Genomic DNA, 20205 nt, shown 5'->3' on the forward strand with positions numbered 1-20205 from the left:
GCTCCCATTGATTTAATCGTTTGATTAAATGAATGTCATGCCGTGGCAGAATTGCAAGCCTATTCCTCGTCGAACAATCCAGCCAATTGCTCGATCATCGTTCCGCCTAGTTGCTCGGCATCCATGATGGTGACGGCGCGGCGGTAATAGCGGGTGACATCATGGCCGATGCCGATGGCGACGAGTTGTACCGGGCTGCGGCTTTCGATCATTTCGATCACGCGGCGCAGATGCTGTTCAAGATAGCCGCCGTGGTTGACCGAGAGAGTTGAGTCATCAACCGGTGCACCGTCGGAGATCACCATCAGGATGCGGCGGTCTTCGGGGCGAGCGATCAGGCGGTTGTGTGCCCACAGCAGGGCTTCGCCATCGATATTCTCTTTGAGCAATCCTTCGCGCATCATCAGGCCGAGGTTGCGGCGGGCGTGCCGCCAGGGTTCGTCGGCCTTTTTGTAGACGATGTGGCGTAGGTCGTTGAGGCGGCCAGGCATTGCAGGGCGTCCGGCTGCCAGCCAGTCTTCACGCGATTGCCCGCCTTTCCATGCGCGGGTGGTGAAGCCCAAAATCTCGGTCTTCACCCCGCAGCGTTCGAGGGTGCGGGCCATGATATCGGCACTGATTGCGGCGATACTGATCGGGCGGCCGCGCATCGAGCCCGAATTGTCGATCAAGAGCGTCACCACCGTGTCGCGGAATTCAATATCGCGCTCGACCTTGTAGCTCAGCGAGCTTCCCGGCGAGACAACAATACGGGCGAGGCGCGCGGCATCGAGCAGCCCCTCTTCCTGGTCGAAATCCCAACTGCGATTCTGCTGCGCCATCAGGCGGCGCTGCAGGCGGTTGGCAAGGCGCGTTACCGCACCTTGCAGCCCTGACAGTTGTTGGTCGAGATAAGCGCGCAGCCGGTTGAGTTCATCTTCATCGGCCAGATCAGTCGCGCCGACAACCTCGTCATATTTGGTCGTCCAGCTCTTATAGTCGCTCTCTGGCATGTGATCCCAGTTGCGGCGTTGCGGGTTGACCGGCTGCATGCCGTCTTCGCCCATGTCGCCGTCGGCATCGTCCATGTCGTCCATGTCGGTCGAGTCATAGTCGGCCTCGGATTCCTCGCCTTCGCCTTCTTGCGGTTGCGCGCGGGCTTCGGCTTGTCCGGTTTCGCCCCGGCCCTCGTCTTCGCTTTCGCCGTCTTGTTCCTGTTCCTGCTCGGATTCATCGCCGCCTTCATCGGCATCATTGGGCTCAATCTCGCCTTCGGTAAGATCGAGATGCTCGAGCATCGTCTGCGCGAGCGAGGCAAAGGCGGCCTGATCGTGGAGCGCGAGGCCGAGAGCATCAAGATCTTTTCCAGCCTTTTCCTCAATCCAGTCGCGGAGCAGGTCAACACCCTGAGCCGCACCTTCCGGCACCGCTTGCCCCGTCAGCCGTTCGCGCACCATCAAGGCAAGCGCGGTCGAGATGGGAACTTCCTCTGCGGCCTGAGCGCGCGAAATCGGGTCGGTGCGCAGCCGCATCTCGAGCGAGTGGGTGAGGTTGCCCTTGACGCCCTCCATCGCCCGCGATCCAAGCGCCTCGATCCGCGCGGTCTCTATGGCATCGAATGCAGCGCCTGCCATCGCCTCGTGCGGGCGCAAAGCCGCATGGCGTGCGGCATCATGATGCTTGAGGCGTAGGGCGAAACTGTCTGCGAAACCCCGCGCTTCGGCAATCTGCTCAGGCGGCAGCGAACGGCCCGGCATCGGTACGCGGAAATTCTTGCCCGCTTGGGTGGGGGCGTCCGCAGTAAAGGCAAGCTCGATCTCCGGCTCCTGCGCAATCGCACGCGCCGTGCCGGTAAGCACCTGCTTGAACTGCTCGAGGGGAGAATTGTCTGCCATTTTCGACTCAGGGCCTTAACGGCAAAATTCAGCGACGCAAAGTTTCAGTTGCAGTTATAGGTCAGCAGTTCGTTGGGTTGCTGCGGCAACAACTGGCGGACCGCGCTGTTCATCGCCTGCACCTTTTCGATCGTTGCCGGATCGGCTGAACAGCTTTTCACATCATATTGGTTACGCGCATCGCGTGCCTGCTTCATCGCTTCGGCACCAAGCAGGTGGCGTTCGATGCGATAAGTGCTGTTGCCCGGCTGGAAGCTGACAATCGAGACCTGTTCCTCATTGCTCGGCACGAAAGTGCGGACCCAACGATTGCCATCTTCGACATATTGGGTGCGGCCATTGACGCAGCCATTGTTTGTCCACTCGAACGGAACGTCGTTGGTGTCGGAGACAGTGATCCGGCTGCGGCTGCGGTCGATGACGCAAGTGAGCTTGCCTTCCTGTGCGACCTCTGCCGGAGCTGCAGGGTCCTCGGTATCGGTCAGGCGTGCCTTGGTAAGTTCATCGACCTCGGCAAAACTGGGGCGGGTGAACCAGACGATCAACGCTACAATCACCATCACCGCGGCAGCGCCGCCGGCCATCTTTGCATGGTCGCGCCGTTCGCGTTCGAGCAATTGCCATGCGCTGCCGGCAGCACCCAGGGCAAGGAAGACCAGAATAACCGTCAACATCGACCGATTGTCGCGGGTTTCGATGATGTCATATTCGACTTGCCGACGCGCTTCGGCAAAGCTCTTGCTCCGCGCGGATTCAGCGAGGCGGTTTTCTTCCTGGATGCGCGCCCGTTCCGCCGCTTCGCGTTCGGCTTCTGCCCTCGTCATTTCGGCGCGCGACAGGCAGGGCACATCAACGCTGCGGAAGGCGACATTATTGCGGCGCAGGAATGCGGCTGCTTCTCTTTGCGCAATGGCAAAGAAAAACTCAGCGTCGCTGCCATCTGAAAGGCTGCCAAAGCTGTTGACGCCCAGCACCCGCCCGCATGCATCGACCAGTGGTCCGCCGCTATTGCCACCGCCAATGGCTGCGGTGTGGAGCAGGGTTTCAAAATCCTTGGCCGATCGCCCGGCAGAGATATTGCCTCGCGTTTTTACGGGTATTTGCGGACGGAGCACATCATCCATGTTGAGGCCTTGTGCAATATCGACTCCGCCCGGATAGCCGATGGCGAACACATCGGCGCCATCGCCGACCGGACCGCTGAAAAAGGTTGCCGGAGGCAGGCGGTTGCCATCGCTCAACGCGACAAGCGCGAGATCGTTTCGTGGAGAGCGGTCGACCACCTCCGCCGAAATTGCCTGGCCGCCATCCGAGGGGACGATGACAAGGCGGATCGCTCCATCATATTCTTCGTCAGAAACGACATGGGCGTTGGTGAGTACGCGATTGGGCGTTACGACAATTCCAGAGCCGTGGCCGATGGGGATGTTTCCGCCCGAGGCTGGAAACACCACGACGCGCACCACACTGCGGCTGGAGGCTGCGATATCTTCGGGATCGGCATGGGCGAGTGACGGCATCAACAATGCCGAAACCAGAATAGAAAGGCCGATCAAAAACTTCCGCACGTGCGAATCTCCTCAGCCCCGTGACCACATCGACCACAAATCGAGCCTTCGTTCAATGCTAAGTGCCGAATTGCCTATTGCTTCCTTGCCGGTTCTTCGCGCGGACGCACATCGATACCGTTCCGGCCCACGGTCACATCGAGTGGCACGCCTTCGATCTGGCCGCTGACCGTCACCCCCTTGTTGGGATCAACGCGAACCTCGGTCCCGTTGATGTTCACGGGCAGTTCGGGAATGTCCGGCAAGTCGAGCGGCTCGATCGGTCCGGTGGGATCAGGCTCCTTCGCGGGCTTGGGCTTTGGCCTTGGTCCAGCGCCCTTCACCGCCTGGCTCATGAAATCGCGCCATATGCGGGCGGGCAGGCCTCCTCCGGTGATGTTGCGCAGCGGGGTATTGTCGTCATTGCCGATCCAAACCCCGACAACCAGATCTCCGGCAAAGCCGACAAACAGCGCATCGCGATAGTCCTGGCTGGTTCCGGTTTTGCCATATGCAGGTATCGATAGCCGCGCCGCGCGCCCGGTTCCCTGGTTCACCGTGGCACCCAATAGTTCAAGCAGGGCCTTGTGCTGGGCATTGCTGAAGCTGCGTTGAGCAGAGAGCAGCCAGCCAAACCAGCCTTCTTCTTCTGCAACAAAGGCGCGCGGTTCGACGGGCCATTTGTTGCCGGCAACCCCGGCATAAGCTGATGTCAGCTCAAGCAAGGTCATGCCCGAACTGCCCAAGGCAAGGCTGGCATCGCGGGTCAGCGGGCTCTGCACACCCAGATCCTTCGCGGCGCGAGCCACAGCGCTATATCCAAGTTGGTTGTAGAGGCGAACTGCGGCGACATTGCTTGATTGGGCAAAAGCCTGTTTCAAGGTGATCTCGCCGCGATAACGGTCGCTGTAGTTTTTCGGGCGGTAATCGCCTTCGATAATCGGGCTGTCATCGACCTTGCTGTCGGGTGTCATCCCGCTGCGCAGGGCTGCGGTGTAAACGAACAGCTTGAACGTGGAACCGGGCTGGCGTTTGGCCTGCGTGGCACGGTTAAAGGGCGATTCCTTATAGCTTTTGCCACCAACCATGGCGACGACTTCGCCATTGGGGCGCATGGCGACCAGCGCCACCTGTGCGTTGCCGAGCGGTGCGCGCGCGATGACCTTGCGGGCGATGTTCTGCAGGCGGGAATCGAGGGTGGTGCGGATGACCTGATCAGAATAGCCGGTTTCGGCATCAAGCCGCGCCTGCGGCATTGCCCAATCGGCGAAATAGGTGCCGGTGGGCAGCGTCTCCTTATAGCGCACATCGATCTTCGCGATGGGTGTGGCGTCGGCCTTCGCTTCGCTTATTGCGCCCGTCGCGACCATCGCATTCAAGACCAGCTTGGCTCGCTTTGCCGCGCGCTGCGGATTGCGGGTGGGGGCAAGCCGGTTCGGCGCCTGCACCAATCCGGCGAGCATCGCGGCTTGCGACAGCGTCAGATTTTCGGGTTTGCGATAGAAATAATGCATCGATGCGGCGCGCAGGCCGTAGATATTGTCGCCGAAATAGGCGTTCGACAGATAGCGTTCGAGGATTTCGTCCTTGGTCAGCCAAGCTTCCAGCCAGAAGGCGATGAGGGCCTCGCGGGCCTTTCGTGTCAGGCTTTTTTCGGGCGTCAGGAAGGTGAATTTGGCAAGCTGCTGGGTGATCGTGCTGCCGCCTTGCTGGATGCCGCTGCCAAAGGTGTTGCTCCACAGCGCACGTGCGATGCTGCGCGGGTCGACACCCCAATGCGAATAGAAACGCCGGTCTTCGATCGAAAGGAATGCTTGTACAACATGCGGGGGCAGCTTCTTCACCTCGACCGGCTTGTCGACGATGGCGCCGTTGCGCGCGATCGGCGTGCCATCCCATGCCAGCAAGGTGATGCGCGGCGGTGCGATCGGCTGCAGCGACTTGGAAAGCGGTGCGGTTACCGCCAGCCAGAAAACAATCAGGATGAAAAGCAACATCACGGCCGCACCGGCACGGCTGAACCACCACCAGCGCGTTTTGCCCATCAGCCATGGTTTGCCTGAAGATTCGGTCGTTGCCGCAGCCGCAGCTTCCTCCCACGGTTTGGGTTCGTTGGGGAACATGCCGGCATAGGCGCGGTCGAACGCAGCCAATTTGCTGTCGATGTCGGAGATGGGTGGGGTTTTGGGTCGCCTGAAAAGCATCGATACCCTGTATTATAGGAATAAGACGGTCAAGGGTAGAGCAAAAATCAGATTACAGGAAGCTGTATGGATCAACATCGACACCGATCCTGACCCCGCGCGGAAATTCGAGGCCTCCCAGCCATGCGCGCATGATGTCTTGCAACTCGACCGAGCGTTGGGCGTGGACCAGCAGCCGCTGCCGGTGGCGTCCTCGCAGCATGGCGAGCGGGGCAGGGGCGGGGCCATATACATGCATGCCTTCGACTTCGGGGGCGGAGCCTCCCACCGCGCGCGCCGCCTCAATCGCTTCGCGTTCATCTTCGGAGCTGATGATGATCGCGGCAAAGCGCCCAAAGGGTGGCGCACCCGCGCGGCGGCGCTGCTCGGTCTCCGCGTCGTAAAATCCGTCCCGATCTCCATCGACAAGTGCCGCGATAACAGGATGCGAAGGATTGCGTGTCTGAATGAAGACCTCACCCGGTTTTTCAGCGCGTCCGGCGCGGCCCGCCGCTTGTGCAATCTGCTGGAATGTCCGTTCGGCAGCACGAAGGTCGCCGCCTTCAAGGCCGAGGTCGGCATCGATGACGCCAACCAGCGTGAGTTCGGGAAAGTGATAACCTTTGGTGACCAATTGCGTGCCGATGATGATGTCTACGGCTTTGTTCTCGACTAGCGCGACAAATTCGGCAGCTTTTTCCGGGGACCATAAGGTATCGGAGGTTGCGACAATCGTCCGTGCCTCGGGAAGCAGCCGGTTGACCTCGTCGCATATGCGCTCAACGCCGGGTCCGCAGGGAACGAGGCTGTCTTCTGCGCTGCATTCGGGGCAGGCATCGGGCGGTGGCATCACATGCCCGCAATGGTGGCAGGCGAGGCGGCGGACCAGCCTGTGTTCGACCATCCAGGCGGTGCAATTGGGGCATTCGAACCGGTGCCCGCAATTTCGGCACAAGGTGAGCGGCGCATAGCCACGTCGATTGAGGAACAAGAGACTCTGTTCGCCGCGTTCGAGTCGCTCCTCCAATGCTTTAAGCAAGGTGGGGGCGATCCAGTGGCCGCGCTCGGGTTGGTCCTGCGTCAGGTCAATCGCTGCGATGCGCGGCATCTTGGCAGCACCGAAGCGGGAGGGGATTTCAAGGCCCTTGTACCGCCCGATGGACACCATGTGGCGGCTTTCCAGCGCAGGGGTTGCGCTTGCCAACACGACCGGGAAGCCTTCGAACTTGCCGCGCATCACCGCAACGTCGCGCGCATGATAGCGAACGCCATCTTCCTGCTTGAAACTGATTTCATGCGCTTCATCGACGACGATAAGCCCCGGATTGGCGAAGGGAAGGAACAACGCCGATCGGGCACCCGCCACTACTTGCACCCGCCCCTCTGCCACCCCGCGCCAGACGCGGCGGCGCTGCGATTGCTTCATGCCCGAATGCCAGGTTGCAGGCTCAACGCCAAAACGCGCTTCAAAACGTTGCAGAAAGGGTTGGGTCAGGGCAATTTCTGGAAGCAGGACAAGGACTTGCTTTCCATTCTTCAAGGCTTCTGCAACCGCCTCGAAATAGGTTTCGGTTTTACCAGAACCGGTGACTCCATCAAGCACAATGGGCTCAAACTGCGCTGCCTTTACCGCATCACGCATCACCTTAGCGGCGGCTTCCTGAAGGTCGGATAATTCTGGATGATCGTGATCCGGATCAGGCGCGACAAAGGGTGCATCGATGCTGACCGTCACCGGCTCAAGCGCGCCGGCTTTTACAAGGCCACGGATCACTGCCTCGCTGACGCCGGCCTGATCGGCGAGTTCACGCACCAGCCCTTGCGCATCGACCAAAGCATCGAGCGCGGCGGCGCGTTGCGGAGTCAGCCGCGCTGGTTCAACCCCCGATGGCCGATATTCGGTTACCGTCCCCCCTGCTGACAGGGCTGCCGATGAGGAAAGCACCATACGCAGCACCGCGGCATGATTTGAAAGATAATAGTCGGCCACCCAGTCGACCAGCCGACGCAATCCAGTCTTGATTGGCGGCACATCGACCACCTCCAGCAAGTTGCGCAGGCGGTGTTCCTCAACCACCTCATCGCCGAAAACGCCTTCATCCCAAATCACGCCAACCATCTTGCGCGGGCCCAGCGGCACCACCACCACCGAACCCACTTGCACGTCCATCCAGTCGGGCAGGCGATAGTCGAGCGGCCCGATCACCTGCGTAAGCAGTATCACGCGAACGCGTTTGCCAGCGGGTTTGGGGCGATTCATGCGGTCGATATAGGGTGGCATATGGCCTGCGTCACGCCTGCAGCCTCTTGTTCATGTTAGAGATGGAATTCTTTTGATATTCTGGCGTTATAGCAAAAGAAAAATAGGAGATGCGCGATGACCATGATGTTCGACCGGCGCAAGTTGCTGTTGGCGGGGGCTGCCGGAATCACACTGGCGCTGCCCGGTTGCCAGATGGGGCCGCGCTATAGCCTGACCGAGGTAATCCGCAGGCTTTTGACACTGGCATCGCAAAACGCTTTCGCGCTGTTACTGCAACCCGGCGGTTTCTACGACCATTCGGTCGCGCGCATTGCCTTGCCTGATCGCTTTGGCAGCCGCAGCGGCACCCTGTTGGCCGCCATCCTGCAAAGCCAGACCTTTCGCGACCGGTTGCAGCGCCAGTTGAACCGGGCGGCGGAAAGGGGTGCGGAGCGGGCAGCACCATTGGTGGCGGACACGATCCGGATGATGAGCATCGAGGCTGCAGACCAGATCGTACGCGGCGGCCCGCGCGCGGCGACGCAGTTCCTGCGCGGAAAGATGGGGATCGCACTTTTCGATGCAATGTTGCCGGGTGTGGCCGAGGGACTTCGCATCTTTGATGACCAGGTTATCAATCGCGCGGTCCAATCGGTAACCGGCTTTGATATGGCCGCGTTGGGGCAGGAGATCACCCGCAAGGCCGATGATGCGATTTGGGCAGCCATAGGCCTTGAAGAGGAAGCAATTCGCACCAATCCGCAAAAGGCGAACGATCCATTGTTGATCGGGGTGTTTGGCCTGCTCCGCTAGAGCAGGGCGGGGCAATAATCGCTGTCCAAAGGCCGCTGCTTTTGCCTATAGGCGATGGAGTGATTCCAACCTCCATGAAAGAGCTGTTGCCCCATGAAATTCTTTGCCGACACTGCCGAGATTGATGACATCAAGGAACTGGCCGCAACCGGTTTGCTCGATGGTGTGACCACCAACCCGTCGCTGATCATGAAATCCGGTCGCGACTTCATGGAAGTCACCAAGGAAATCTGCGGGCTGACTGATGGCCCGGTATCTGCCGAGGTCGTGGCGCTCGACCATGCGGGCATGATGAAAGAGGCCGAAGTGCTTCGCAAGATTGCCGACAATGTCTGCATCAAGGTGCCCCTGACCATCGATGGCCTGAAAACCTGCAAGGCGCTGACAAGCGATGGCACGATGGTCAATGTGACCTTGTGCTTCTCAGCCAACCAGGCACTGCTCGCGGCCAAGGCTGGCGCAACCTTCATCTCGCCTTTCGTTGGCCGTCATGATGATAACGGCTTTGACGGGATGCAACTGATCAGCGACATCCGGCTGATCTACGACAATTACGGCTTTGATACCGAGATCCTGGTCGCCAGCGTGCGCCACGGTATCCATGTGCTCGAAGCTGCAAAAATCGGTGCCGATGTTATGACTGCACCGCCCTCGGTAATCAAAGGCCTGTTCAAGCATGTGCTGACCGACAAGGGTATCGAAGGATTCCTCGCCGATTGGGCGAAGACTGGCCAAGCCATCGGGTGATATGCCCTAAAGGCCTTTGGCTGTATGGAAAGGAAAGGCGGGCGGTTTTAACCTGAACCTTCATTAGCCGGCATAGAACGGCAGGAGGATCGTATGAACAAGCCCGAAATGGTGTTTCCCATCGCGCACATCCATTATGAAGACGAGATTGACGAGAGCGGCAAGGTTGTCGTTCCCGATGAAGTGCTCGACGCGATCAAGACGCTGATCCGCTGGACCGGTGACGACCCGAGCCGCGAAGGCCTGCTCGATACGCCGCGCCGCGTGGGCCGCGCATGGCGTGAATATTGCGCCGGCTATGCCGAAGATCCCTCGCTGCACCTTTCGCGCACTTTTGAAGAGGTGGGCGGCTATCATGAACTGGTGCTGCTTAAGGACATTCCGTTCCAGTCGCATTGCGAGCACCATATGGCGCCGATCATCGGCAAGGCATCGATTGCCTATATGCCCACCGATCGCGTTGTCGGCATCTCCAAGCTCGCGCGCGTCCTCCACGGATTTGCCCGCCGCCTGCAGGTGCAGGAACGGCTTACCGCAGAGGTCGCCAATTGCATTTGGGACAATCTGAAGCCCGAGGGCGTTGCGGTTGTCATCGAGGCGCAGCATGGCTGCATGACCGGACGTGGGGTGAAGGTGCATGGCGTGAACATGGTGACGTCGAAATTGCTCGGCTGTTTCCTCGACGATACCCGCAGCCGCAAGGAAGTGATGAGCCTGATGGGCTATTGAGGGCTTTCCCTTAACGTACATAGCCGGTAAGCTATTGCGGATAAGGGGAAAGTCTTGAGCGACCGGAAACTGCATCCCGAACATCTGGTCGAAAGGCTTGCAGTCGGCACCGTCGACCGCCTTCTCAACCTGCTGTTCGCACGACCGGTGCAAGTTGTCGCGCTGGTTTTCCTTGTCGTATCCCTGATTGGTGCAACCGCGCTCAGCTTTCCGGGCGCAACCGAAAGCGGACAACCTGTGCGCTTCGTCGATGCCTGGTTCACTGCCGTATCGGCGCTTTGCATTACCGGGCTGACGGTGTTTGATGTCGCCAGCCACTGGTCCGCTTATGGCGAAACGATAATCCTCATTCTCGTGCAGCTCGGCGGCCTTGGCATCATGTCTGCGTCGGTTCTGATCGTGGCGCTGTTTAGCCGAACGATGGGCTTTGGCATTCGGCGCGGATTAGCCGCCGAGAATAGCGGGATCACGCCGGGTAACGTCCGCCCGTTGCTGCGGCTGATCATCGGTTTCACCATAGCGGTAGAGGCGATCCTTGCGATGTGGTTGCTCTTCTGGCTTGTGGCAGGCCATGATTATGGGCTGGAGGAGGCGATACGCCACGCGCTGTTCATGGCTATCGCCTCGTTCAACAACGCGGGGATGACATTGTGGCCTGACAATCTTGTCCGCTTCCAAGCTGACTGGTTCTTCCTGATTCCGGTCATGGCGACAATCATTGCCGGCAGCATCGGCTATCCGGTATTCCGCGATCTTTGGACACAACGCGGCTGGCGCAGGATCAGCCTGCACGGGCGCCTGACTGTACTCGGTTTCGCAATCTTGCTGATTGGCGGCGCAATATTGTTCATCATTCTGGAGTGGGATAATGAGGCGACAATGGGCGCAATGGCGCCGCACGCCCATGTATTGAACGGAATTTTCCTGTCGGTGACCTCGCGAACCGCCGGCTTCAACACAATCGATACTGCATCGCTTTCCGATCAATCGCTGATGCTCGTAAGTTTCCTGATGTTTATCGGAGGGGGCAGTGCGGGCACCGGGGGCGGCATCAAAGTGGGGACGGCGATGATTGTCTTGCTGATCGTCTGGTCTGAAATACGCGGCAAACCCGATGTCGAGGCCTTTGGACGCCGCATTGGCGAGCATAATCAGCGGCGGGCGATATCCGTGGTCATTTTGGGCGCCATATTGGTAATGGGGCTGGGATATCTGCTTGTAGCGGTATCACCCCATCTGCCATCGCGCGACGTGATGTTTGAGGCGATTTCGGCCTTTTCGACAACGGGTCTTTCCACCGGCATCACAGCCCAATTCACCGATCCCGGCAAATATCTGATCATTTTCCTGATGTTCGTAGGTCGTGTCGGGCCAATCACCTTGTTCGCTGCGCTCGCATCGCGCAGCAAGCCTGTATATTATCACTATCCGAAAGAGGAGGTCCTCATTGGCTAAGCGCGCAAAGTCGGCAGAGAAAAAGAATGTCGCAGTGATCGGCCTTGGCCGCTTCGGCGAAGCCGTTGCGCTGCGCCTTGTCGAACTGGGGCATGAGGTGATTGGCATCGATGAGAATGCGGAGATTGTCCAAAAACTGGCAGATGACCTGCCACATGTGGTCCAGGCCGATTCCACCGACTCAGAAGCGCTACGCGTCCTTGGTGTGAACGAGGTGGACTATGCCGTGGTTGCTATCGGAGCCAGCCTAGAGGGCAGCGTCCTATCGGTTCTCGCACTGCAAGAATTGGGCATAAAGGATATCTGGGCCAAAGCCTCGACCCGGCAGCATGGATTGATATTGACGCGGTTGGGTGTTTCCAAAGTCGTCTTTCCCGAGGCCGATATGGGTCATGCTTTGGCGGAACAGCTTTGCGGAGCGTGATCGGACATTTACCAGAGGCATTGACGGGCACATCTCGCCACTAACTCTTTCGAAATTCAACGGATTTGTCGCTATCCAACTGGGCTGCTCAGTGATAAACTTATGGTCATGGGCGAACAGAAGTTGCTGGCGGCCTTTGATGCCGTCGTATCCGATGTTTATGAAGCGGCACTGGTGCCATCGCACTGGGATGTTGCCCTTACCTCGCTGATCAGCCATTTCAGCCCGCCCCGTTGGGATGTCGCCATGTTGGTGTGGGAGAGGCTGCATCCTGCCACAGGGCGGTTTATCGGAGCGGCGGGTGTCAATGAGTTCGCTCGCGCCGGGTATATCGCGATGTTCGCCGGCCGCCAGCCTTGGAGCGTAAACGGCCACGCCCTTCCGGTTGGCAAGGTTGTGCACAGCGATGAAATCGTCCCGCGCGAGCTATTCAAACAGCACGATTTCTATACCAATTTTCTTGCCAACTGGGAGGATGAGGTTGCGATTATCGCGTCGCTTGATCGCCACGGGCAGGACCATTTGGGCCTGTGCATGCCAGCGCCCGATGTGGGCGATACATCGATATTGCGCCATGCGGTGACGCGGCTGGTGCCACATATCCAGCGCGCTTCCCGGATCAGTCGACGGATCGGCGAAGCGGATTTGCGTGCAGCCAACGCCGAAGCAGGGCTAGACGCTTCGCCGTCGATCATCCTGACGCTCGGTCCTGATATGGAACTGCTGCACGCAAACCCCAGAGCACAGAAATGGTTGGAGCGAACGCAAGGTGTACGTCAAATTCAGCACCGATTGCATTTTGCCGACCGCCAAGTTCGATCACGGCTGGAAAAACTGGCCAAGGGTCACGGAGCGAAACGGACTGAAACGGTTGCCATTACCGATGAATCTCGCACGACGTTTCTGGTTGCGATGCGGGTCGAACCCAATGTCGCAAACGATCTTGCCGGAGCGAACGGGGGCGCTGCATTGTTGCTGGTCGGCGGTGGACGGCGCGACGTCTCGGTCGAGATTGTCGAGCGGCTGCGAGACTGGTTTGACCTGACCCCTTCGGAGGCAAAGATCGCCGCATATATCGCTGACGGCAGGACGCTGGAGGAATATGCGAACGACAGGGGTGTGTCGATCAATGCCGCGCGTTTCCTGATCAAAGGCGTATTCGCCAAGACCGGAGTGGGCAGGCAGGCAGAGCTTGCCGCTTTGTTGCACGAAGCGCCCCTCGAATGGCAAAGCCCGATCGATAATTTTGTGACAACAGTCTGATTTCCTACCCATTTGGGCAGCGAGATGCACGTCGGTGGAAAATAGTCTCCATCCATCGGCGCGAGAGGCATGATCCGACCCGTTCATCCTCTCCGCCGTTTTCTGAACGGGAGACTGACCATGAAAAATCTAAAACTGATCCTTACGCTTTCGACGGCGGTCATGGGTGTGGGAATGACAACGCCAGCATGGGCGGATGCGACACCGGAATGTAATGATGGGCCAAATCCGTTATCGACCGAGTGCGGAAGCAATTCGTCGGCAACCGGCATCGGCGCAACAGCGACCGGCAATGGCACAAACGCCAGCGGCGGTTTCAGCACCGCCACGGGTACGAACAGCACCGCAAGCGGAATTTCCAGTACCGCGACGGGCGGCGGCAGTGCGGCAACTGGAACGGCGAGCACTGCAACTGGCAGCTCGAGTTTTGCAACAGCGAACTATACAACAGCAACAGGTTTCGGTGCGGCAGCCAGCGCCGAAGGCGCAACGGCAAACGGCTACACAAGCACGGCCAGTGGGGAGCTCAGCACAGCCAACGGCTTTGCCAGTGAAGCCAGCGGCAACAGTAGCACTGCTACCGGGACATTCAGCCGGGCGGCCGGGCTTGTCAGCGTAGCGAACGGGTTCAGCAGCAGAGCATTCGGCAATGGAGATATTGCCACCGGCTCGGCGGCATTGGCAGGTGGAACGGACGGTTTGACCACCAACAATACCAATGGCAATATTGCCATCGGCTCCAGCTATCAGTCCGTTTTCGGTATCGCTGCGCCGGTCGGCACACCGACTCAAACCACAGCTAATGGTGGCAACTCGGTTGCTATGGGCACGGTGGCGCAGGCGACTGGCCAAGGTGCTGTCGCTTTAGGAGGCTTTTCCAACGCCAATGCCGTTGACGCAACCGCGCTCGGCAGGGGAGCAAGAGCTACCGGAGTTCTAGCAACTGCAGTCGGTGCTGGTGCACAAGCCCGCGTGACTGAATCGACTGCAGTCGGCACTCTTTCGATAGCCGCTGGCGTCAAATCAGTGGCAGTCGGCAATAATTCCGGGGCGGCCGGCGATCAAATCATCGCAGTAGGTTTCACTGCGCAGTCGATTGGCCCCAATTCCGCTGCCATTGGCCCACGATCGCAGTCACTTGGAACGTCGTCGGTCGCCTATGGCGACGGTTCGCTGGCGGAGGGGGAATTCTCTTCTGCTTTGGGCCCGCTTTCCGTTGCGTCAGGCGCAAACGCACTGGCAGCGGGCTATAGCGCGATTGCAGTATCGAATAACGGCGTAGCCCTTGGTGCCACAGCGCAGGCATCGGGGGTCGGTGCTACCAGCCTGGGCAGTGCAAGCCGTGCCATCGGCGCTAATGCAACGGCATTGGGGCAGGCGGCGACAGCCCGCGGGCAGGGCTCCGTTGCGGTGGGCGGAGCATTGGCACAGGGTGTTGACGCCGTTGCCGTGGGTACAGGTGCATTCGCCAATCAGGCTAGCAACATTGCGCTGGGCCCGAACGCACAGGCAACGGGCAGCTTTTCAATCGCCATCGGTGGTTTCTCATCCGCATCGGGAGCAAATTCGCTAGCCGTCCAGGGAAATGCGAGTGGGGTCAGTTCTGTCGCACTAGGTGGAACGGCATCTGCGGATAATTCCGTTGCTTTGGGTCTTGGTTCTATAGCCGATCAGGCCAACACCGTTTCGGTCGGTGCGGCCGGGTCGGAACGGCGGGTTGTCAATGTTGCAGCGGGAACGGCGGCTACCGATGCGGTCAATGTTTCGCAGTTGAATGCTGCTGTCGGCGGTGCTTCGGCCGGTGCTGCGACGGCGCAGGCTACTGCAAATACGGCTCTCGCAAATGCCGCCACGGCACAGGCTACTGCCAATACGGCGCTTGCCAATGCTGGCACAGCGCAAACGACTGCCAATAATGCGCTGACGGTCGCCAATGCGGCAGCGGCACAAAACACGGTCCAAGATACGCAAATCGCGGCGATCCAAGTCGTCAACACCAACCAGAACAGCCGCCTGACAGCTCTGGAGTCGCTTAGCATCGGCGCAATTCCCGCCCTGCAGTCCATCACCGCGACGCACAGCGCGCAGATAGGGGAGTTGTTCGCACTGTCTGACCGCGATCGGCGCGACGCCCGTCGGGGAACTGCGGCTGCGGTCGCGCTGGTTGCCGCTCCGATGCCGACCGAGGTTGGAAAGTTCAGCTACAGCGTCCACGCGGCGACGTATCGAGGCGAGCAGGCCATCGGTGTTTCGGTTGCCTTGCGGGCTAATATGGAAAACCCGTTCGCGATTACCGGAGGAGTTTCCTACTCGGGCGGGAAAAGCACCGCGGCACGCGTCGGCTTCACTGGGGAATTTTAGCCAAGCGCAAAGTTCGGGGTATCTCCAAGCAGTCTCCCGGGGTGTTCCCGAACTGTGCGGGCCGGCGCGACAGTTCCGGCCCGCAAACAAAAAGGCCGCCCGGTCTTGCGACGGGGCGGCCTTTTGTTTGGCTTTTGAAAAGCTATCAGGCTTCGTCTTCGCCTGCGTCAGCCGAAAGGCCTTCGGCAGCCTTGGCAGCTTCCTGGTCAGCCTTCAGCTTTTCGATACGCGCAGCTTCTGCAGCGTCAGCTTCGTCAGCAGCAGCTTCACGAGCTTCAGCCATTTCGATAGCCTGTGCCGCAAGTTCAGCCTGTTCGTCTTCGAACATCTGATCGATAACGTTGACGCCATCCTTCTGCAGTTCGGCTTCGTCGTCCGAGCGGGCGACGTTGACGGTGACGTTGACTGAAACTTCCGGGTGCAGGACGACCTTGACGTCGAACACGCCAAGCGTCTTGATCGGACGCTCGAGAACGATCATCGACTTGCTGACCTTTGCGTCTTGCGCGTTGAGGCCGTCGACAATGTCCTTCACCGAAACCGAGCCGTACAGCTGGCCAGTGTTCGAAGCGGCGCGGATCAGGATGATCTGCTTGCCTTCGACATTGGTGGCGTGCTTTTCGGCATCGCTGCGACGATTGGCGTTATCGGCCTCGATTTTAGCACGGTTGGCTTCGAACACCTTGCGGTTGGCTTCGTTGGCACGAAGCGCCTTTTTGTTCGGAAGCAGGTAGTTGCGTGCATAGCCGTCCTTAACGGTGACAACATCACCGATGTGGCCAAGCTTTTCCACGCGCTCAAGCAGGATGATTTCCATGGGGTCTTCTCCTTACTTCACGACGTAGGGCATGAGGCCGAGATGGCGCGCACGCTTGATGGCTTGGCTGAGTTCGCGCTGCTTCTTGGCCGAAACGGCGGTGATGCGCGAGGGGACGATCTTGCCGCGCTCAGAGACATAGCCCTGGAGCAGACGGGTATCTTTATAATCGATGCGCGGAGCATCCTTGCCGGAAAAGGGGCAGGACTTACGGCGACGGAAAAACGGACGAGCCATGGATTAAAACTCCTCTTCACGACGCGGAGCGCGCGGCGCGCGTTCACCACGGTCGCTGCGTTCCTGCTTGCGCATCATCACCGACGGGCCCTTTTCATGCTCGTCAACGCGGACGGTCATGTAACGGATCACATCTTCGTTCATGCGGGTCTGGCGCTCCAACTCGGCGATAGCTTCGCCCGACGCGTCAAGGTCAAGCATCACGAAATGTGCCTTGCGGTTCTTCTGGATCTTGTAGGCCAGGCTGCGAAGACCCCAGGTCTCGGTCTTCACGACCTTGCCCTGATTCTCTTCGACGATCTTGGTGGCATTTTCAGCCAGCGCATCTACCTGTGCCTGTGACAGGTCCTGACGCGCCAAAAAAACATGCTCGTACAACGGCATGGACGTCTTCCTTCTCTTACCGATCGCTGACGCCGCCCCGTGCGAACGCCCCTCCGGCTTTCTTCATTTCGGCCGGGCAATCCCGAGCGAAGGCGCGCCATTAGGCGGGATTGCCCCGAAATGCAAGGACTTTGGCCGATTTATTGCGGTGTCCGGTTTTCAACCCGGTCCAGTGTCGGCAACGCAGTTACCCCTCCGCGCGAAAGCCATGCGATCAATGCCTCAAGGTCCGTCGGTCCAACTGCGGGTGCAGTTCCTTCCTTAAACAGCGAAAAGGCATCGCCTCCATTGGAAAGGAAATCGCTGACGGTGACGCGATAGGATGCGGCATCATCGAGCGGCGCGCCGTTCAATGTGGCAAAAAGCACGCGCTGGCCGACCGGCCGCGACAGATCGAAACCAAAGCGGAAGCCCGATGATGGCGAGAGCACCCTTACCCAATTTGGATCGTTGAACTGCTGTTCGAGCAATTCGCGTATCTGCCGGCCGGTCATTGTCTTGGTGACGAGCGTGTTGCCGAAAGGCTGGGCCGCGAAGACAGAGCCAAAGGTCACCTTGCCATCGGTACCGGGCAATATATCGGCACGCAATCCACCGGGGTTCATAAAGGCAATCTGCGCCCCGCCATTGTCAGGCCCGGCTGTGGCAGCCAGTTGTGCATCGGCGATCAGATTGCCAAGGAGGCTTTCGCCTGTTTTGCCGCCATCGCGCGTTACCGGGCCGGCCAAGGTGCCGACGATACGGCTTTCATCTGCCTTGGCCGCGTCGCGATAGCGCGAAACCAGCGCCGCAAGATCGGCTCGTGGGCCAAAAACGGGCAAGCCTTCTACCAGAGGAACGGGGCCGCGCGACCCGGTAAAGGCCTCGCTCTGCACCACCACATTGCGTGCGGTTTTGGATAGGACCTTGCCCGTAACCGGATCCACTTTCAGATCTATGCCCGTCACCAGCCGGCCTTGCGATCCCGCACTGGTCAGCAAAATCGGCCTTGCCGGATTGATATTGCCATAATCGCAGACATAGCTTTGGTGGGTGTGGCCGGAAACGACCACGTCGACAGCGGGATCAAGCCGGTCTAATATCGGCAGCAGCGTACCCGAAACGCCATCGCATTTCGGATTGTTGATATTTCCGCTGTTGCTGGCACCTTCGTGGATCAGCACCACAATCACATCTGCTCCTTCAGCCTTCAGTTTGGGCACCAGCGCATTGGCGGTGTCCGCTTCATCGGCGAAGCTGATGCCTTTGATGCGGCCAGCCGAAACCAGATTTGCGGTGCCCTCCAGCGTCATGCCGATAAAACCGACTGTCACCTGCGTTTTGCCATAGCCGAATTTCTTGAGGCCATAGGGTGGGAACAGCGTGCCGCCGTCAGCTTTTTTGGTGTTGGCGGCGAGCATGCGGAACTTGGCACCTGTGAACGGCTTGTCGATGCGGCATGGTTCGGACTGGGTGAACTTTTCGCACCCGCCTGATTGCATGCGCAGCAATTCTTCAGTGCCGCGGTCGAATTCGTGATTGCCAACGGCGTTGAACTCCAGCCCGACCATGTTCATCGCCATGATCGCGGGTTCATCGAGGAACAGCGATGATGAAAGCGGCGATGCACCGATCAAATCGCCAGCAGCTACCACGACATTGTTGGGTGTGCCCGCCTTAAGCGAGTCTATTGCCGACGCGAGATAAGCAGCGCCCCCCGATGGAATACGCACCTTCTCGCCAGCAGGATTCAGTGCCTCGGTGGCTGTGCGTGGTGGATCGAGATGGCCGTGAAAATCATTGATGCCGATTATGCGGATGTCGACGGGTTGAATGGCAGCTTCGCGGTCCGATATGCTGGCGCATCCAGACAATGCGAGAATCGCGACGGTCGAGTATATTTTTCTCATGCCGCTCCATGGCAAAGCGGGGGCGCGCGTTCAAGCGCGTGTTAAGGCTGGTTCAGGGGGCTATCAGGATTTTGTTCCGGCCAGTTTCCTTGGCCCGATAAAGCGCATTATCCGCGCGCATCAGCAAGGCCGAAACATTCTCTCCACATCGAAGCTCCGCCACGCCGCCCGAAAAGCTGATATGCCCGATCTCTGCCGATGTATTCCGGGCGTATAGGGTTCGATCATTTAGCGCTAGGCGGGCATTGTCCAGAATGTCGGCGGTCTTTTCCGCCGTTTTGTCGGGAAAGATCAGGGCGAATTCCTCGCCGCCGTGCCGGGCAACATGGATAGACTGGCCGACGACCTTTTTCAGCGTATCGGCAACATAGCGGATGACGCGATCCCCGGTGGCATGGCCATGTGCGTCATTGATCGATTTGAAATGGTCGATATCGCAAAAGCCGATCGACAATGGCTGCCGCTTGGATCGTGCCAGTTCAATCGTTTCCTTGATGTTGATGTCGAACGCGCGGCGATTGGGCAAATCGGTTAAGGGGTCGCTCAGCGCCAGTTTCTGGCTTTGCACAAGGCGGCTGCGCAACTGACCCATGGTCTTCGCACGGTTCTTCAGTTCAGCCTCTGCCCGTGCAGTACGTTCCATCATCTGCGCCGTGATTTTCTGCAATTTGACGATAGCCGTTTTGCTCTTTTCGGGATCGCCAAGGTCGGATAGCGAAATCCCCAGATTTATGCCGAAGCTTGCAGCATCGCGGCTCGACTGCTCCGTGGTTGCCCGCGCTTCGCCAATTTTGTGCTTCGCTTCCTCAATCATGTCCGAAAGCGCCCGTTCGCTCATCGTGGCACGAATGTCGTCGAGCAATTTGACTGCATCGACCGGATCGATCCGTCCATATTCCAGCAGGTGCGTTTCGATTTTCAGTCGCTGCATTCCCGAAGTGCCGGCGACATAAAGCCAGCCCAGCTCATAATGATCCGGAATTGGATCGAGCCCGGCATTGGCCAGAAACTCGCACACTTGCTCAATAAGTGGCAGGTGGCGGACGCGGAAGCGCTCCACGACGGACAAATTGTCTCGATCATTCGCCTGTTTGTCGGGGGCATGCTTTCGCTGCCCAAATAGCCATTCGAACAGCCCGGGATTATGAGGCGCAGCTTGGCCTTCGAAATTGCCATGTAACATCGTCATGGCTTCGTTAACGGCAGATATCTGTGGTCGTTGAATCCGCAGCGTCCTGCC

Annotated in this window: 16 protein-coding genes; 7 read left to right on the plus strand and 9 right to left on the minus strand. The window is 59.1% G+C overall.

What is annotated here, in order from left to right; translation table 11 throughout:
- Positions 1-59 precede the first annotated feature (59 nt).
- The 4 genes from cobT to ACFSAG_RS09290 form a co-directional block, all read right to left on the minus strand.
- On the minus strand, positions 60-1874 hold the full coding sequence (gene cobT / locus ACFSAG_RS09275) for a cobaltochelatase subunit CobT (RefSeq protein ID WP_381513878.1): 1815 nt from the start codon (positions 1872-1874) through the stop codon (positions 60-62).
- Between the two features lie 44 nt (positions 1875-1918).
- Positions 1919-3442 (minus strand): S1C family serine protease, encoded by a 1524-nt coding sequence (locus ACFSAG_RS09280; protein WP_381513881.1) that lies wholly within the window; start codon positions 3440-3442, stop codon positions 1919-1921.
- A gap of 74 nt (positions 3443-3516) precedes the next feature.
- Positions 3517-5625: a transglycosylase domain-containing protein gene (locus ACFSAG_RS09285; RefSeq protein WP_381513884.1), complete on the minus strand. Its 2109-nt coding sequence runs from the start codon at positions 5623-5625 to the stop codon at positions 3517-3519.
- A gap of 52 nt (positions 5626-5677) precedes the next feature.
- On the minus strand, positions 5678-7864 hold the full coding sequence (locus ACFSAG_RS09290) for a primosomal protein N' (RefSeq protein ID WP_381513887.1): 2187 nt from the start codon (positions 7862-7864) through the stop codon (positions 5678-5680).
- A 117-nt stretch (positions 7865-7981) separates the two neighbouring features.
- Here ACFSAG_RS09290 and ACFSAG_RS09295 point away from each other — a divergent pair, with 117 nt between their 5' ends.
- From ACFSAG_RS09295 to ACFSAG_RS09325, 7 genes are all read left to right on the plus strand, one after another.
- On the plus strand, positions 7982-8659 hold the full coding sequence (locus tag ACFSAG_RS09295) for a DUF4197 domain-containing protein (RefSeq protein ID WP_381513890.1): 678 nt from the start codon (positions 7982-7984) through the stop codon (positions 8657-8659).
- Between the two features lie 93 nt (positions 8660-8752).
- Entirely contained in the window at positions 8753-9406 is a 654-nt protein-coding gene (gene fsa / locus ACFSAG_RS09300) for a fructose-6-phosphate aldolase (protein ID WP_374613756.1), read from the plus strand.
- A gap of 108 nt (positions 9407-9514) precedes the next feature.
- Positions 9515-10135 carry a GTP cyclohydrolase I FolE gene (gene folE / locus ACFSAG_RS09305; RefSeq protein WP_374613894.1) on the plus strand — a complete coding sequence of 207 codons (621 nt, stop codon included), beginning with the start codon at positions 9515-9517 and terminating at the stop codon, positions 10133-10135.
- Between the two features lie 54 nt (positions 10136-10189).
- Entirely contained in the window at positions 10190-11590 is a 1401-nt protein-coding gene (locus ACFSAG_RS09310) for a TrkH family potassium uptake protein (protein WP_381513894.1), read from the plus strand.
- Positions 11583-12014 carry a potassium channel family protein gene (locus tag ACFSAG_RS09315; protein WP_374613752.1) on the plus strand — a complete coding sequence of 144 codons (432 nt, stop codon included), beginning with the start codon at positions 11583-11585 and terminating at the stop codon, positions 12012-12014. The genes ACFSAG_RS09310 and ACFSAG_RS09315 overlap by 8 nt, the downstream gene beginning before the upstream one ends.
- A gap of 108 nt (positions 12015-12122) precedes the next feature.
- Complete coding sequence (locus ACFSAG_RS09320; protein WP_381513898.1) at positions 12123-13277, plus strand: helix-turn-helix transcriptional regulator; 1155 nt, start codon at positions 12123-12125, stop codon at positions 13275-13277.
- 120 nt (positions 13278-13397) lie between these two features.
- Positions 13398-15638 carry a YadA-like family protein gene (locus tag ACFSAG_RS09325; RefSeq protein WP_381513900.1) on the plus strand — a complete coding sequence of 747 codons (2241 nt, stop codon included), beginning with the start codon at positions 13398-13400 and terminating at the stop codon, positions 15636-15638.
- Positions 15639-15783: 145 nt separating this feature from the next.
- Here the strand turns inward: ACFSAG_RS09325 and rplI are convergent, their stop codons facing one another.
- The 5 genes from rplI to ACFSAG_RS09350 all read right to left on the minus strand — a co-directional run bounded on the left by rplI (position 15784) and on the right by ACFSAG_RS09350 (position 20154).
- Positions 15784-16455 carry a 50S ribosomal protein L9 gene (gene rplI / locus ACFSAG_RS09330; protein WP_381513903.1) on the minus strand — a complete coding sequence of 224 codons (672 nt, stop codon included), beginning with the start codon at positions 16453-16455 and terminating at the stop codon, positions 15784-15786.
- A gap of 12 nt (positions 16456-16467) precedes the next feature.
- A complete protein-coding gene (gene rpsR, locus ACFSAG_RS09335; RefSeq protein WP_298604263.1) occupies positions 16468-16692 on the minus strand; it encodes a 30S ribosomal protein S18 in 225 nt (74 codons plus the stop codon).
- Between the two features lie 3 nt (positions 16693-16695).
- Positions 16696-17076, minus strand: coding sequence for a 30S ribosomal protein S6 (gene rpsF / locus ACFSAG_RS09340; protein WP_374613745.1), 381 nt, complete (start codon positions 17074-17076; stop codon positions 16696-16698).
- Positions 17077-17216: 140 nt separating this feature from the next.
- A complete protein-coding gene (locus tag ACFSAG_RS09345; protein WP_381513907.1) occupies positions 17217-18965 on the minus strand; it encodes a bifunctional metallophosphatase/5'-nucleotidase in 1749 nt (582 codons plus the stop codon).
- Positions 18966-19017: 52 nt separating this feature from the next.
- Positions 19018-20154 (minus strand): GGDEF domain-containing protein, encoded by a 1137-nt coding sequence (locus ACFSAG_RS09350; RefSeq protein ID WP_374613740.1) that lies wholly within the window; start codon positions 20152-20154, stop codon positions 19018-19020.
- Between the last annotated feature and the right edge of the window lie 51 nt (positions 20155-20205).

Source organism: Sphingorhabdus buctiana, assembly GCF_042680825.1.
GTDB lineage: Bacteria > Pseudomonadota > Alphaproteobacteria > Sphingomonadales > Sphingomonadaceae > Sphingorhabdus_B > Sphingorhabdus_B buctiana.